Source organism: Agrobacterium genomosp. 2 str. CFBP 5494 (genome assembly GCF_900013495.1).
GTDB classification, from domain to species: Bacteria; Pseudomonadota; Alphaproteobacteria; order Rhizobiales; family Rhizobiaceae; genus Agrobacterium; species Agrobacterium pusense.
Genome location: NZ_LT009718.1, coordinates 2,010,498 through 2,022,853, shown reverse-complemented (window position 1 = coordinate 2,022,853; position 12,356 = coordinate 2,010,498). Strand labels below are relative to the sequence as shown.

General features: G+C 59.1%; 17 protein-coding genes and 1 tRNA gene. 5 read left to right on the top strand and 13 right to left on the bottom strand.

Annotation, left to right across the window (positions count from 1 at the left end):
• Positions 1-65 precede the first annotated feature (65 nt).
• Positions 66-224, top strand: a complete 159-nt coding sequence (locus AGR2A_RS29545; protein WP_167378188.1) for a hypothetical protein — start codon at positions 66-68, stop codon at positions 222-224.
• A 149-nt stretch (positions 225-373) separates the two neighbouring features.
• The gene (locus tag AGR2A_RS10040; protein ID WP_004442021.1) at positions 374-625 is read left to right on the top strand and encodes a hypothetical protein; all 252 of its coding nucleotides are present in this window, start codon (positions 374-376) and stop codon (positions 623-625) included.
• Positions 626-753: 128 nt separating this feature from the next.
• Here AGR2A_RS10040 and AGR2A_RS10035 read toward each other — a convergent pair whose 3' ends face one another.
• From AGR2A_RS10035 to AGR2A_RS10025, 3 genes are all read right to left on the bottom strand, one after another.
• Positions 754-942: a hypothetical protein gene (locus AGR2A_RS10035; protein WP_004442020.1), complete on the bottom strand. Its 189-nt coding sequence runs from the start codon at positions 940-942 to the stop codon at positions 754-756.
• 263 nt (positions 943-1,205) lie between these two features.
• Positions 1,206-1,430, bottom strand: a complete 225-nt coding sequence (locus tag AGR2A_RS10030) for a hypothetical protein (protein ID WP_004442019.1) — start codon at positions 1,428-1,430, stop codon at positions 1,206-1,208.
• A gap of 201 nt (positions 1,431-1,631) precedes the next feature.
• Positions 1,632-1,883 carry a hypothetical protein gene (locus tag AGR2A_RS10025; protein WP_004442017.1) on the bottom strand — a complete coding sequence of 84 codons (252 nt, stop codon included), beginning with the start codon at positions 1,881-1,883 and terminating at the stop codon, positions 1,632-1,634.
• 390 nt (positions 1,884-2,273) lie between these two features.
• On the opposite strand from AGR2A_RS10025, the gene AGR2A_RS10020 reads away from it, so the two are divergent.
• Positions 2,274-2,717, top strand: a complete 444-nt coding sequence (locus AGR2A_RS10020; RefSeq protein ID WP_234797390.1) for an energy transducer TonB — start codon at positions 2,274-2,276, stop codon at positions 2,715-2,717.
• A 151-nt stretch (positions 2,718-2,868) separates the two neighbouring features.
• Here AGR2A_RS10020 and AGR2A_RS10015 read toward each other — a convergent pair.
• Positions 2,869-2,945: transfer RNA gene (locus AGR2A_RS10015), tRNA-Lys, on the bottom strand.
• Positions 2,946-3,183: 238 nt separating this feature from the next.
• Here AGR2A_RS10015 and AGR2A_RS10010 point away from each other — a divergent pair.
• Complete coding sequence (locus tag AGR2A_RS10010; protein WP_080822804.1) at positions 3,184-4,581, top strand: integrase family protein; 1,398 nt, start codon at positions 3,184-3,186, stop codon at positions 4,579-4,581.
• A gap of 185 nt (positions 4,582-4,766) precedes the next feature.
• Here AGR2A_RS10010 and AGR2A_RS10005 read toward each other — a convergent pair whose 3' ends face one another.
• The 9 genes from AGR2A_RS10005 to AGR2A_RS09965 form a co-directional block, all read right to left on the bottom strand.
• Positions 4,767-5,174 (bottom strand): hypothetical protein, encoded by a 408-nt coding sequence (locus AGR2A_RS10005; RefSeq protein ID WP_080822802.1) that lies wholly within the window; start codon positions 5,172-5,174, stop codon positions 4,767-4,769.
• Positions 5,175-5,204: 30 nt separating this feature from the next.
• The gene (locus AGR2A_RS10000; RefSeq protein ID WP_080822800.1) at positions 5,205-6,293 is read right to left on the bottom strand and encodes a hypothetical protein; all 1,089 of its coding nucleotides are present in this window, start codon (positions 6,291-6,293) and stop codon (positions 5,205-5,207) included.
• Positions 6,293-6,802 (bottom strand): hypothetical protein, encoded by a 510-nt coding sequence (locus AGR2A_RS09995; RefSeq protein WP_080822799.1) that lies wholly within the window; start codon positions 6,800-6,802, stop codon positions 6,293-6,295. Before AGR2A_RS09995 ends, AGR2A_RS10000 begins: the two co-directional genes overlap by 1 nt.
• The gene (locus AGR2A_RS09990; protein ID WP_080822797.1) at positions 6,799-7,275 is read right to left on the bottom strand and encodes a hypothetical protein; all 477 of its coding nucleotides are present in this window, start codon (positions 7,273-7,275) and stop codon (positions 6,799-6,801) included. Before AGR2A_RS09990 ends, AGR2A_RS09995 begins: the two co-directional genes overlap by 4 nt.
• Positions 7,272-7,760, bottom strand: a complete 489-nt coding sequence (locus AGR2A_RS09985; RefSeq protein WP_080822795.1) for a hypothetical protein — start codon at positions 7,758-7,760, stop codon at positions 7,272-7,274. Before AGR2A_RS09985 ends, AGR2A_RS09990 begins: the two co-directional genes overlap by 4 nt.
• The gene (locus AGR2A_RS09980; RefSeq protein WP_080822794.1) at positions 7,753-8,058 is read right to left on the bottom strand and encodes a hypothetical protein; all 306 of its coding nucleotides are present in this window, start codon (positions 8,056-8,058) and stop codon (positions 7,753-7,755) included. Before AGR2A_RS09980 ends, AGR2A_RS09985 begins: the two co-directional genes overlap by 8 nt.
• On the bottom strand, positions 8,051-8,887 hold the full coding sequence (locus AGR2A_RS09975) for a hypothetical protein (protein ID WP_080822793.1): 837 nt from the start codon (positions 8,885-8,887) through the stop codon (positions 8,051-8,053). Before AGR2A_RS09975 ends, AGR2A_RS09980 begins: the two co-directional genes overlap by 8 nt.
• 255 nt (positions 8,888-9,142) lie before the next feature.
• On the bottom strand, positions 9,143-9,595 hold the full coding sequence (locus AGR2A_RS09970; protein WP_080822791.1) for a hypothetical protein: 453 nt from the start codon (positions 9,593-9,595) through the stop codon (positions 9,143-9,145).
• Complete coding sequence (locus AGR2A_RS09965) at positions 9,592-11,142, bottom strand: replication initiation protein (RefSeq protein ID WP_080822790.1); 1,551 nt, start codon at positions 11,140-11,142, stop codon at positions 9,592-9,594. Before AGR2A_RS09965 ends, AGR2A_RS09970 begins: the two co-directional genes overlap by 4 nt.
• Before the next feature lie 903 nt (positions 11,143-12,045).
• Between AGR2A_RS09965 and AGR2A_RS09955 the strand changes: the two genes are divergently transcribed.
• The gene (locus tag AGR2A_RS09955; protein ID WP_080822787.1) at positions 12,046-12,327 is read left to right on the top strand and encodes a hypothetical protein; all 282 of its coding nucleotides are present in this window, start codon (positions 12,046-12,048) and stop codon (positions 12,325-12,327) included.
• The last annotated feature ends 29 nt before the right edge of the window (positions 12,328-12,356 follow it).

Here is a 12,356-nt window from a genome sequence, read left to right as displayed (position 1 = left end):
CAACGAAACCGTGATCGGAACAAGAACAGTGCATTTTCGTTATCGCTTACGGAAGGAGTCGTGCAATGCAGCAGAATTCCCTCGAAGGAAGAACGATCAAGGCCGCCAACCAGGCGAAGGTTTCGACTTACACGCCAAGCCTGATTTCCCTCAAGGGAAGTTACGTGGCGATGATATTTCGCAGACCGCTTTGCAGAAATCCGCTGGATCTGCGGAAGAAATAAACAAAGCACGGCCAGTTCTGGCGCACCATTCGCATATCGAAACGACGACTGCCGACGTGAAGTTTATAAGGTGTCTCTAAAGTGTGATTTTCAATCCGGTTCGTCTCCACCTAGACTGGAGATTGCCATAAAAGCGAAGGGAGAATGACATGAAATCAGTTCTCATTATCGCCGCTGTCTTTGGTTTTTCCGCCAGCGCAGCGCTTGCGGAATGCGCGGGTCATGAAAAGATCAACGCTTCCGTCCCTGCCGTCGACCGCGAATTCAAAACCGCAAGCATCGTTCCGCCGACGGAACCGGCTGACAAGCCCGTCGTCATCCTGAAAAAGACCGATCGCCTTCCCGCCGCGGCGGTTGCCACGACCGGCGAGCCTGAAGCCGCAATGCAACGCATGCAATAAGACAGGACCATGATCTCTTCATTCTGAAAATCCCGTGCGCGATGTGATCCGCACGGGATTTTTCATTGTCTGGCTGCGTCGCACCGCCGTTTTGCAGCGTTTGAACGTCACCAGAAAGGCAGGCAGCCTCAGCTGTCGAGCTTCAGCGACAATTGCCGCGGTCCTTCGCTCTTCTTGAGCACGTAAAGCGGCCGGGTGATGATGACCTCGGTGCGCCGCTGCAATTCGCGCCGGCGTTCCAGCGCGCGCTCGCGCATGTCACGGGAACGGGCCACGACGGTGAGGGCATTTTCTATGGTTGCGTCTGCTGTGTTCATCGCTGACCTCCATAATGTTCACTATATGTTCTCATTACTGGCCGCTTGTGTCAACACTAAGGCAGGCTGTCAGCGCCATTCCGACATTTCTTGGTAAACAGGGGCGTATCACGTGGCAGCGGGCGTGGGGCCCGGCACGGCTCCGCAAGGCGCATCATGCGCCTGCGGTGAAGGCGTTTAGCCTACGCCAGCCTGGGGATCGGTGTGTGGGGATGGATATCAAGATTGCCCGGGCGCTGATCCGCCCCGGCGGCAGGGTGCATTCAGGAGTGGGGGCGTTGGTCCGGCGCTGCGAGCGTCGATAACATATCGGTGAGATGTTCGCTGGCGAGCGCCACGATGGCGAGTGCGGCCTGCTGGCGGTTCCAGCCGGCATGTTCGGCTTTTTCAATGAGCCCCTGAATGGAGGGTTCCAGTGCGAACTGGCACTCGGCCTGATAGTCCATGGTGTCGATCGAAAGCGACGGGGAATTGATTGCGGCCCGCATCGTTTGGTCTCCCTGTTTTCCGTCATGTCCTTCAAACGCGAACGCAAATTGGAACATGCACATTCAGAGGCCGGTGATACCGGATATGCCCCGCAGGGCCCGATATCACTGGCAGCGAATCCCCCAGCAGGCGGGAGTTAACGGCAAGTGCCCGTCGCTGTCAACGAATGCCCGGTAGCGATGAGGCGGGGATGCGCTTTTTCAGAGGCTTCGGTTGCGGAAGGGTTTTCGTCTCCAGATCAGCAGAGCCATGACATAAAGCGCGAAAAGGACGAACCATGTGACCGGAAGCACCATGAAAAGCGCCGCGAAAGCACAGCTTCCCTCGAAACAGGAGCCGAGGAGCCCGGAATCGGCAAGGGCTGCCGATAATAAAAACGCACATACCCCGCTCCCGACCGCGCCGAGGACGAACAGCAATATGGTGATGAGTAATCTCATAATCTCGATCATAGGGATGATTGAGACAGCTTTGCGGAAGTAACGTCACCGCAACGCCGAGAATCGCGCTTTCGTCCGCTTCATCGCAAGAATTTGAAGAGGCATCCCGGGACCGTTGGTTGCCTCGACGCAGCATGACTGAAAAACCGCCCGGGAATTATGTCAATTTCCTTTCTGGGGCGCGTTTTTAATGTATATCTTGATTAAGAGCGGGATATTTTGTAATATAAATATTATTGTGATAGATCTTAGAAAGTTCATGAGTATTCTTGCTTCATAATTTTGTATCTATGTTAGGCAACATATCCGATTTTTATTTCATTGATATTTTAACCATCACTTACTGACAAGCGGCACGGATTCACCATCCTGCGGCTGTGTCGCGAGGAAAGGATAGCAGATTTGTTCATTCTTTCATTCCCGGCTTGCCCGACGGGCAAGCTCTCGGGCCTTGTGGCCTGGGCCATCGTGCTGACAGGTTTCCTGACGCAGGCTTCCGCTCAGTCGCGCGCCTGCAACGACCCTACACCTGTCGGCAATCTCAACGAAATGTTCGATGCCATCTTCGCCTGCTGGGTGCCGCCGGAGGACACGGAGGGACTGGTGGTGACGCTGCAGTTCATTTTGCACAAGGACGGAAGGATAAGGGACAAGGTGGTGGTGATTGCCGCGCGCCCGCAGGAGGATAGTCCAAGACGCAGGGCCTTCATCGAATCCGCCATCGAGGCGGTAAGGCGGGCGGCACCTGTTCCCTTTACCGAGCAGTTTGGAAGCCGTATCGCCGGCCGGCCGCTGGCGCCGCGTTTTGTCGGTGTAAAAGAGCCTGTGCCGACGCTGGAACTTTAGAGGAGGCCAGGCGAAAACACGCGACGCTTCGAGCGCTGGCGTCGTGACTGCCGCAGCAATTTTACTGCAATGCCCGACCTAAGACGAGGCTTCCGAAGCTCACGCGATGCTTCAATCCGGCATCGCAACGTCTTGTCATTATGGAGAAATTTGGTGGGTGATGTAGGGCTCGAACCTACGACCCGCTGATTAAGAGTCAGCGGGTCTTGTTTTTAGAACCACTCACCCCGTCAGCGCTTGTCAACAAAGTTGACGCATCAAAGACTTACCATACAGGCCTTCTGTTGCCAAACACTCCGCGCCCCTCCAATCTTTGTAAACATTTTTTGATGTGACTTAGCAGGGTGATCCCAAATCACATGTGATTTGGCCGCTGACATTCCTGAGAAAGCGGGTCTAGGACTAGACGTCCTCGAATATCCGGGTCACCATTTTTGCAAGCCACTCGTTTGCAGGAACAACGCCGATGCCATCAGAACACTTCTCGGGATACACCCTTACTAAAGTCAGCAACCTCGTTAAGAAGGGGACCGACAAGGTCGTGGTGTACCGCGATAAGGAAGTCTCCGGACTAGCGATCAAGGTCACGGCGACCGGAGCCTCCTGGTACATCTCGACGCGTGACCTCAATCGCCAGATCGCGAGCTTCATCACCTTCGGCAAGGACGACATCCCGACCCTTCGGAAGCTCGTCGATGAGCTGAAGCGGGAACACGCGAAGGGCCGCGACGTCGCGCCGATGATCGCCGCGTTCTCTGCTGGGCATACCGTCCAAGATGCAAAGCACCTCCACGACGTCGAACACGGTGACGCGCTGACGTGGGAGACCGCCAGGGATCTCTATCTGGAATGGGCGGCCGACAACAAAAACCGGGACACCGTCCGCGGGTACCGATCCGCACTTGGAGCTACACTCGGACTGACTGCCGACTTCGCGCCCATTCACGGAAAGCCCTTGCCGTCTATCACCACCCACGACCTCGCATGCGTGCGCGATAACATTATCGCCCGGGTTCGCACCGAACGCGGCAAGGGCCATGGGGTTCGACAAGCCGACCTGTCCGTCGCTGCTCTCAAGGCCGCCTTCAAATTCTTCGTCAACTCCTCGAAAATCGGCCTCGAATTCAATCCTGCGGCCGATCTCTCCAAAGCACTTGAGCGATCCGCAGTTTCGTCGAAGGACGAGCAGCGTGCACTCACGCAGATCGAGATTGGCGCGCTCTGGTATGCCCTTCTCGGCTGCCGGAACGAGCAGGTCCGCCTCATTCTTCAGCTTCAGCTCCTGACCGGGCAGCGGCGATTCACGCCGACATCGGCGCTCAAGAAGTCGTTCCAGGTGGATGGACCGTATGAGTGCGTCTGGGGAATGGAAGACAAAGTCCACCACTGGAGGAAACTCGCACTGCCCCCGGCGGCAACCAAAGTCGTCCAGCAGGCGCTGCATCTGACGCGTGAAGACTGCGACTATCTCTTCCCGAAGCAGCGTCCGCGTCGAAAAGGCGATGACATGAACGGACACATCAACGAACGAACCGTGTCTGAGAAAATCGAGGATATGCGGAAGCCTGGAGGCGTCTTCGAGAAGATGCCGTTCAACGTCAGCACACACGACATGCGCAAGACCTTCACCTCAGTAATCGGGCCAAAGATGTCGATGTTCGAACTCGAGGGTCGAAAGCTGTCGCCGAAGGAAGTCGTGATCATCACCCACCTTAATGAAGGACGCGATAGCGTCAGCGAAAAGGTCTACGACCGCAATGTGAACCTCGACGTCAAGCTCGAGATCCTCACGCTATGGGAGCGTTACGTCATGGACGGGTATGCGATGTATGTTGCAAGTCTGGAGATGAAGAAAGCTGCCTGACGGTCACCAGTCGGTGATGTTCGACCTATCCCAGTGCCCGACGGATTTTCACCCTCGGGCACTGGGTGCCAGTTCTCAGTGCCGCGTATCCGGATCCCCTTCCTCGACATCATCCGAATCCTCATCTGCAGCCACCTGCTGCTGCATGAAGTCGAGCCCGTCGCCGTAGTCCGACAAGAAATGCGCTAGCGCCTCATCCGGGTGTCGAACATGTACCCGTCCGACGCCGCCCCACCCCACGCTACGGCATCGACTACATCCTCGTGTGCAGGACACCGCACCCGCGCTTCGTCACCGGCACCGACCGACTGCCCCGGCCGCCCGCAACACTCACACGTCTGAATCGACTTCTCACGCGCCGTCTCCCGGATCCGCATCATCGCGCGGAACGGATGCGGGATCTTCTTCTCCGGAGGCAGGTGGTCATCCAACGGAATGTCGCCACTGAAATACGCCGCCGACAGCTTAAGCGCGCCGTCGACGGTCTCCGCCGACGAGATCTCGAAACACCACTCCGGAGGCAGCCGCGATGCTTCTGCGACGGCCTCGTCGAGGATGTGCCGCCAACCACTGGCGACGATAATTTCCCTCATTCTGGGCTCCTTTGCTGGTTATTCTCGACATCAATCGTTGTCGCTCTTGAGATCCGACGACGGCATGCGTCGTCCACGCTCATCGATGGCGAGGCTCCGCACATATCTGAGCAGGAAGTCGCGGTCGTCCTCCGACGACGGCTGCACACCCCGCCACCGGCCGACTTCCGTGTGGAGCCAAAAACCAACGTCATCGTCTGCGACGGACATGGCGGCGACGACTGCGGTCTCAATCTGACCGCGGAATTCGAGAAGCAGCTCAGCCTTGCGACCGTTTTTCTCGAGATCGGTCTCGATCTGGCGAGAGATGGCACTCTGCCTTTTTCGATGTTCAGCGTCGGCTACAATGGCACGCGCCTTGTCCAGGACCTCATTAATGTGAACGGATTCACCGCGATCCAGCTCATCGAGACCAGCCTGCACATCCGCAGACTCTTCGTCAGCGATACGCCCCTCAGACGACTGCTTCTTCTCGAGCCACCGCCACGGATCCGCCCAGTGCCCGTCGTCTTCCTGGAAATCATCGAAGATGGCCGAGTGCTTGTCACAAACGGTTTTCGCCCACGCCCCGAGACGCAGCCGGCCATTCTCTCCGCAGACCTCGCACGTGGCCAGAGACCGCAGCCGGATCTCTTCGCGCATGCGTTTGATTTCGGCCGTCGCGCCGCGCTCGGCGACCATGAACGATACGTGCAGCACCAGGCAGCCAAACCGTTCCGTCGCTCCGTCGAGCCGCACCTTCCAAGCTGCCGGATACGTCCGCATGCGAGCGACAGCGTCCTTCAGGAGATCGAGCCAGCCGAGGTCGAACGCGAGATTGGCATAGTGAACGACGATGTCCGGGTTGTCGGCGACGAGCTTGCGGAAGAACTCTTCCTGATCCTTCGCGCGCGAAATCGCAACGCGGCGCAAGGATTCAAGACCGACCTGATCGCGCAGGTATTGGCGCTCTTCGTCCGAGAGTTCGGTGAGATACGTAAACTCGTCGGCGATAAAGGACTTGAAATCGGATTCGATGAAATAGGAGTGCGTCGCGATGTAGAATTGCGCGACTTCGACAATTCTATCGAGGTAGGAGCCGCGAAGCCGCATCCGGCGGTCGTCGTCGAGTTTCGTCATCAAATCCTCCTCCCAAGCTTGATCCAGCCATCGTCGGTCAACGCCATCGCTTTCGGTCTGTTGAGATACAGCAGCCGCGACCAGATGCGCGGATCCCATGCCGGATGATACACGGACCCATTGATCCGCCATTCCGCCGGCGACAACCCGCTCTGCCAGAGTTCGATCCGGAACGGCGTGATAAACGGCGCCTCGTACATCTCGATTTCCGTCGGCTCCGTCTGCCTCGAAAGGCGGAATTCGAGCGGGGGCATGAGGTAGCCGTCCGGCGACAGGAGCTGGAGAATCCTTCTGCCGATACGGAAATCGGTGCCAGTCTTGGCCGCCATAATCCAGCCGATCTGAACAACCGTTGGATCGATGTCAAAGGGATCCAAGCCATAGAAATCGACGGCCCTCTCGATGTCCGGGCATCTATCGAGCGCGGCGATGACGAGGTCGACCCGATCCAAGGATTCGACATGAAGCGTGACCGGCGGCAGGCCGAAGCGGCGGCGGGGTGCGGTCATAGCCAATCGGGCGGCACCGATTCAACGAAGGCATCGGCATCGGGATCGTAGACTTCCCAGCCGCCGGCGGTCTGCACGTGATACCGCGGCTCGGGTTCCTCCGGGATCGCGAGCGCGTCGTTCTGAAATGCGTGGTCGTCGCAGGTGACCGTGAGATACGCCCTCCGCTTGCGCAGCCGACCACGCTGGCCACAGTATTCGCAGGTGTGGAGGCTGCGGGCTTCGGCCAACCGATGGGCTTCGGTGACGGCGGGGACGGACGCCCAGGCATCGCCGTAGACGGAATCGTAGATCCTGATAGTCCCCATTTTTTCTTTGATCTGACCGATGTCGTAGGTCTCTCCGTCCGGCATCACGCCGTCGACGACTTCGAAATAGCGGTCGAGGATCCGGACCCATCCTTCGTGACACATGAAGTGCGTACTCGGCCGCAGCAGTCGAGGATATTTCGCGCGGAGGTCATCAAACGTCATCGGTATCCCTCCGGGGCAGCGGTCTCGACCATGCTGTCGGAGGCTTCGTCATAGCGATACCACTGCCCCCGAACTTGCATCATCCCGCCAAGCGCACCGTACTCACGCCGCGGCCACAACCGCTGCTCGTCGCTCGCATGCTCATCACAACGGCAGCGCCACCACGCCATACGGCCCGGCGGCGGGCGGCGGATGAAACCGGGTTCTCCGCAAACCTCGCAGACAGCGGCGCTTTTGATCTCGGCCTTCGCTTTCGCGAGCTTAGCGGCGACAACAGGGGTGTCGGTCCAGATTTTGAGGCCACCCCATTTTTCCTTCAACTCGAGCACTTCGAGACTGGGATCGTGCGGCAGCGCCTCGGCTACGAACGCGCGCACGAGGCCGAGCCACCCGATACCGACATCGACGTACAGGGCGGCATCGAAAACGCCCGGGTGGTCGGCGATGAGATCGTCCTTTTTGATGCGAGGGAATTCGTCATGCATCGCACCATGTCTCCTCATCACAGCCGTCACAGGTCACTACACGGCGATCTCCGCGATCTCGCCCATGACCAGACCCACATGACATGCAGGTAGACAAGGACTGGGTGACATAACCTTGGATGAGGCGCCCGCATGCTGCCTGCTCGGCGGGGGCGAGCTGACTGTCATCGACCGCGACATGAAGCCAGCCCCGGTCTGCGGTCATCGCCGTGACGGCTGCCGTCGGGTGGGCGCGGTGGAGATCCATGCGGAGGTCGTGGACGAGGTCGAACCAGCCGAGGGGGAGACGATCAGTCATGGCGGTCAGTCTCCGACAGATCCATCTCCCACTCGACGACCAGCTCGTCGGCCGCGCGGCGGTCTGCGACGGAAAGGCTGGCGTCGAACTGACGTGTCACAGTGATCCAGCCCCGCTCGCGAGTTTCGACACCGAGGATCCGGATACTCTGTAGCAGACCGCGCGCTTCGAGGTCGGCATACATGCTCCAGAGCACCGGTTGCAGGACAGTGCGGCAGCGGAAGGATTTGAGCGAGGGCACGGCGTCGCCGAAGGCGCGCGCCATCGATGCATGCCAGGCAGGATCTACGGACATGAGCGTCTCCTTGATTTCCGCGAAAGTCAGCGGGGCGAAGTGGGTGTCGGCGCAGTCGATCCCGACGTCACGGCTGAGTCCGTGCGGCGGCAGGTCGCCGTGGGAGTGGCCGAAGAGATGATACGATCCACGCAGATGACGAGGCCAGACGCGGCATGCGTAGTGGTTCATGTAGACGTGGCGCCCTTCGTCCGTCGTCTCGAGCGCATGCGTTGGCGGCTGATCCCAAGGCAGATCTCGGATCGTCTTCGAGACGCGGCCTTTCGCATCGAGATCGTGGTTGCCCAGAACGAGGATCTTGCGGCCGTGGATCTCATGGAAGAGGTGTCGGACGTATTCGACGTCACCGGACAGCGCGAAGTCTCCCACGATGTACAAGATGTCAGTGGGTGCAACGCGCTCGTTGATGCGGCGGACGATGGCGGCGTCCATGTCCTCGACGGTGTCGAAGGGGCGCGTGGCAGCGCAATGGCGGAGGATGCCGTGATGACCGAGGTGGAGATCGGCGGTGTAGAACTTGCGGGTGAAGGACATGAGGGGACTCCTGGAATAGACGTGCGAGATCGGCTCCGCGTGAGGCGGCGGTCAGGCTATTGCTATTCGGAGTCCTGCAATCATGTGTGTGGTCCTCTTATCCGGGAATCCTGAATAGCAGGACCCGGAGGAGTTGTGAGCCCCGCCGGACGAGGAAGGCGCCGGCAGGGTTAATGGGTTGCGATCGATACTCATGCACAAGTGCATGAGATATCATGGACGGTATAATCGGGGTTCAATATACCGTCTGCGATATCAAGCGGCTCGCCGTCGAAGGCTTTTCCATTCCGCTCGGGCGCGCTCGATCTGCTCCGGAGTGTATCCGACTTTATGCCCATGATCGACGATCCACTCGGTAGCCTTCGACCGCGGCATGAGGTCAAAGTGGACCAGAGCTTCGGAATCTCCGAACTTCGCAGCGAAGGCTCCTGTGCGACGGTAGGCAACTGGACAGCAGTCCAGGCAGCGCACGAATGTAGTGTTGAGCGGCTCGAATGCGGCGGCGAGCTTGTCCTTGCTCCACATAAGGTGACCATTCGCGATACTGAAGAGGTAGCCGAATGACCGCTGCTGCTGGATCGTGAGATCGCTCTCCGATGTCATGGCTGCCACCTCGGCAACCAGACGATCGAGACCCTTCTCGAAAGTGGCGAGATACTGCTCATATGAGGGGGCTACGTGTTCGATGGGCTGACGATGTCTGGTCATGCGAGGAACTCCCAAGTGTCGATGATTTCGTGGTGCTTGCTGAGGATAAGTTTGAAGGTCTGCTCCACGAGCGGAACCGCGACTTCCTTGCGATCCACGAAGCCATTTCCGTTCCACTCGAGCCGGAGCGTCTTCTGCTCACCGAAGTCAAACAGATGCGCTGCCCGCAGGTCGTCGATGATCTGCTGCGCCCAGCGCTGCGTCCGGATCTCGTCATCGAATTCAATCCGGATGACAGAGGCATCACGGAAGTCGATCCCGGTATCGGCGAGCGGCTTTGGTGTCGGTGCTGTTGGCTTCGCGTCAACGGACAAAGGCATGGGGGCGGGAACGGAACCGTCGCGATAACGAAGACCCTTCGGCTCCTTACAGTCTACCAGCCACTTTGCGAAGGCGGCGCCGACACCTTCCTTCTCGAGGACGTCGAGCACCTGCCTGCCCGTGAGCACTTCCAGTGAGCCGATAAGGAGTTCGGGATCCTCCTTCGCAAGTGATATGGCTGCCGCCCAACGTTCGGCCATGTGAGCGATTCCGACGGACAGCCTGCCGGCTGCCTGAGCGAGCAGCTCTTCACTCGGGATCTGAGCATGATCGAGGCCCGCATCCGCGAAGATCTTGCGGACACGCTCGCGATCCAGCGAGACCACCTTCGGCTTCTGCTCCTCACCGAGGTGCTTCCTGGCCTTGCCGACGTGGAAGACGATGGCCTCGACGGGACGTCCGCGGCTGGCAGCGCGGCGGAGTTCGTAGTCAGCGACGAAGCGACGGACCTTCTGCCCTGTGGATCCGTCGGCCGCTCCGAACATGTCGTCCATCGCAGGCTTGAGGACGTCGGCCTCGAAGTGACCCCAGTGGAATTTCCCTTGCTTGCCGACCCATCCCAGTTCCTCGGCGAGGTCTTCCGGCTTGTATACGAGCGGATGCTGCTCATCGAGACCGGCGACGTATGCGAGTTTGGGATAGAGCCGTGCGCTGTACTTGCACCGGAATCGTGCGAAGGCGGCGACTTCGAGATGGGCATACTGCGTCGCCGCTAGGATGACCTTGCGGACTGACGGATGCATGCGATAGCCGATCTCGCGCTCGCCCGTCGGCTTAACGATCTCCTCGCACTGCAGGAGTTGAATCCTGGAGGATGCGCGGCGGGTGCCGTCCTGTTCGGTGAAGTCGTAGGAGACGTAGGTGTTGGAGATCGCGTCGAGGTATTCTCGGATGCGGTCGGAACGAGGCGTGTCCAGGTATGCCATCGCGTCGGCAAACGAGACGGCATGGTCTTCGACTGTCGCGATGCGTGTGCGAGCGGATGCCATGAGATACTCATAGAGAGCATGGCTCTTGGCAGACATCGCCGCGGCAGGAGTTGCGCCCTCGGTTTCGCCGACATACCGGATGCTCCGGATCATGACGAGCGGGCGTTCTACACGTGGATCCTCCTTCTCGACGCGCATCTTGTCGAGCAAGGCGGAAAGGTCACCCTGGATGCCGTTGCGGTCGGATCCCGTGATCGGGGCCTTGTCGCCCGGGCGGCGGTGAAATGAATTACGCATGCGTCTCTCCTGTCCTCTGCAACAATGATTTGTCGGCCGGCGGAACGGAGCAAGAACTTTATGTCGGGCGATGCGAGAAATCCGACAGAGACGCGTGAAGATACCGTAGTGATGTCTACGTCGAACGCTGCCAGAGAGCCGACAGGAATGACAAGTTCCGACATAGACAGGCCGTTTCGATGACAAGTTCCGACACTAACAAGTTGACGCGGCTTGGTAGGGACTGGTCGGATCGGGGGCCGGAAGCCCGGATATTCTTAATAGATTCTACAGGACCATTTTGAAGGTCGTTTTCCCGTAGTGAAAGGAAGTTGTTTTGCTCCTGGACGGGATGAGACTTACGTCTCTCGCGTACGCTACGCGCTGCTCCGCTCGACCAGCTCCGCAGTCCGATATTTGCCGCCGGCGGATGTTGCGCCAATGGTCGTATGCAAGCCCACCCGCGAGTATTCCCGTAGTGATGATGGGAGGGATGGAACATGCCGAGGCAAGCCGATCCGAGCAACGAGATGGGGCGTCGCGCGACGGAGCGCTGGAGAGCAGGTCTGCGGACAGCAGCCGTGCCCGAGGCTTGCCACGTCGACACGGCGCTCGCCGCGGCAGTGTCTGTCTACCTAGCGCGAGTCCAAGAGTCCGGTGAGGACGTGCCAGCGCCGATCCGGTCAGTCATTGCCGATGCTCTTCGCATCCTCGAGTCTCGGGGCTTTGAAGCCGCGGGAGCGAAAAAGAAGACCATGGGGCGACTCCTGTATCGGCGTGACCGTGCCAAGCTCGAAAAGTCCGTCGAGAAGCCGTCCCGGAGGAAATCACTATGACGACCGATTCAGTTCCGTTTCCCCCCATTACTTCGCCCTTCGGAATCAGTTTTGGAGCGATTCCGGTAGTGATCCGGGAGACATGCCGATGAGAAAATTCGACCCACCACCTCGCGGCAACGACCCACGCTATCCGAAAGCTCGGGAAGCCCTGCTCGTGCTTGGCGCTGTGGCAGCCGAAGACGCTGACTACGCCAAGACCCGAAACGGTCGCGGCTTCAGCAAGGCCGACTCGACCAAAGGCCACGCTCTTGCGGCTCTGAGCCTCGTTGCCGTCGTCCGAGACCCGACCACTTTCACGGAGGTCACATCGATGGCCGCCCGATATCGCCGCCAGGCATCACGCATCGCGCAAGGCGCTTTGCTCTAACTCGAAACAAATTGCGGATTCCCGATTCC